This window comes from Bradyrhizobium sp. P2_E8 (assembly GCF_056403875.1).
Genome location: NZ_JBFUES010001047.1, coordinates 1 through 2,497 on the forward strand (window position 1 = coordinate 1; position 2,497 = coordinate 2,497).

The window sequence follows — 2,497 nt, forward strand, 5'->3', positions numbered from 1 at the left end:
CGTGAAGGCGGACTCCACGATCGTCGCGCCGAAGGTTTCCGGCTACATCGCGACGGTCCTGGTCGGCGACAATGAAAAGGTCAAAGCCGGCCAGGTGCTGGCCAGGATCGACGATCGCGACTTCAAGGCGGCGCTCGATCAGGCTCGCGCCGATGTCGCCGCCGCGGAGGCTTCCGTGCGCAACCTCGATGCCCAGCTCGAACTGCAACAGCCGATCATCGAGCAGAGCTCGGCCGATGTCAYGGCTGCGGACGCCAACCTGAAATTCGCCCAGGAGGAGCGCGCCCGCTACGACGATCTCATGAAGTCGGGTTCCGGCACGATCCAGCGCGCACAGCAGACCGATGCGGCGCTGCGCGCCAGCGGCGCGCAATTGCAGCACGCGAAATCGGGCCTTCTGGCCGCACAGCGCAAGGTCGACGTGCTCACCACCCAGCGCGCCCAGGCCACGGCCCAGCTCGCACACGCCCGCGCCGTTGCGGACCAGGCGCGGCTGAACCTGTCCTATACCGAGATCACCGCGCCGGTGGACGGCACGGTCGGTGCCCGTAGCCTGCGCGTCGGCCAGTTCGTGCAGGCCGGCACGCAATTGATGGCGGTGGTGCCCCTCGATGCGGTCTATGTGGTCGCCAACTTCAAGGAGACGCAGCTCACCCATGTCCGTCCCGGCCAGCCGGTCGAGCTGCGCGTCGACAGCTTCCGCAGCCAGACCCTGCGCGGTCATGTCGACAGCCTGTCGCCGGCCAGCGGGCTCGAATTCGCGCTGCTGCCGCCCGACAACGCCACCGGCAATTTCACCAAGATCGTGCAGCGCGTCCCGGTGAAGATCGTGCTCGACGATCACAGCTTGACCGGCCTGTTGCGGCCGGGCATGTCCGCGGTGCCAACGGTAGACACCAAGCAGGCGGTGCTGGCCGAACGCGAGACGGCCAGGCGCCTCGCCAACAACACCTCTCGCCCGAACGGCGGCTGACCTCGAGGGGGCATGCGGCAGGATTGTCAAACCCTGCCGGATGATCCTTCCAGAACTCCGCCGATTATCGAAACCATCCGCCCAGCGCATCCTGTCTCCGTAACCGAGACGAGGCTTCCATGAGCACGCTCCAACCGGCCATCAACGCCGCCTCCGCCGCCACCCTCCCCGCACCTGCCGCGGCCCCCACGACTCCGGCCGTGTCGGCCWAGACCTGGATCGCAGTGATCGGCGCGACGCTCGGCGCCTTCATGGCGGTGCTGAACATCCAGATCGTCAACGCCTCGCTCGCCGATATCCAGGGCGCGATCGGCGCCGGAATCGACGACGGCGGCTGGATCTCGACGTCCTATCTGATCGCAGAGATCGTGGTGATCCCGCTGTCGGGGTGGCTCGCCCAGGTGTTCTCGATCCGCATCTATCTCCTCACCAACGCGATCCTGTTCCTGGCTCTGTCGGCAGCGTGCGCGCTGGCGCAGGACCTGCCGCAGATGATCGTGCTGCGTGCCGTGCAGGGTTTCACCGGCGGTGTGCTGATCCCGATGGCGTTCACCTTGATCATCACGCTGCTGCCGCGCGGCAAGCAACCGGTCGGCCTTGCGCTGTTCGCGCTGTCGGCGACCTTCGCGCCCGCGATCGGCCCGACCATCGGCGGCTATCTCACCGAGAATTTCGGCTGGCAGTACATCTTCTATGTCAACCTCGTGCCGGGCGCGATCATGGTCGGCATGCTCTGGTACGCGCTCGAGGCCAAGCCGATGCAGCTCGCGCTGCTGCGCGAAGGCGACTGGGCCGGCATCATCACCATGGCGATCGGCCTGTCGGCGCTTCAGACCGTGCTGGAAGAAGGCAACAAGGACGACTGGCTCGGCTCGCCCTTCATCGTGAAATTGTCCGTCATCGCGGCCGTCGCGCTAGCTGCCTTCCTGATCATCGAGCTCACCGTGAAGAAGCCGCTTCTGAACCTGCGCCTGCTGGTGCGCCGCAATTTCGGCTTCGGCATGCTCGCGAACTTCCTGCTCGGCATCGCGCTGTACGGCTCGGTGTTCATCCTGCCGCAATATCTGGCGCGCATCCAGGGCTACAATGCGGAGCAGATCGGCATGGTGCTGGCATGGACCGGACTGCCGCAGCTCGTGTTGATTCCGCTGGTGCCGCGCCTGATGCAGCGCTTCGACGCGCGGATCATCATCGGCGTCGGCTTCGTCCTGTTCGCGGCCTCGAACTTCATGAACATCGATATGACCAACGATTATGCCGCCGACCAGCTGCTGTGGCCCAATGTCGTCCGTGCGATCGGCCAGGCGCTCGTGATGGCCCCGTTGTCTGCTGTGGCGACCGCCGGCATCGAAGCGGAGAATGCGGGCTCGGCCTCAGGCCTGTTCAACATGATGCGTAATCTCGGCGGCGCCGTCGGCATCGCGCTGCTCCAGACCTTGCTGACCAAGCGCGAGCAATATCACTCCAACGTGCTGATGCAGTCGGTTTCGGTGTTCGAGCAGGCGACGCGGACGCGGCTGGAGC

2 protein-coding genes are annotated in these 2,497 nt (G+C 65.8%); both read left to right on the forward strand.

Annotation, left to right across the window (positions count from 1 at the left end; genetic code table 11):
• The coding region (locus AC1D00_RS36415; protein WP_477013996.1) for an HlyD family secretion protein at window positions 1–973 on the forward strand (973 nt) is incomplete at its 5' end.
• A gap of 119 nt (window positions 974–1,092) precedes the next feature.
• Window positions 1,093–2,497 (forward strand): MDR family MFS transporter (locus AC1D00_RS36420; RefSeq protein ID WP_477013997.1); only part of this gene is annotated, 1,405 nt, incomplete at its 3' end.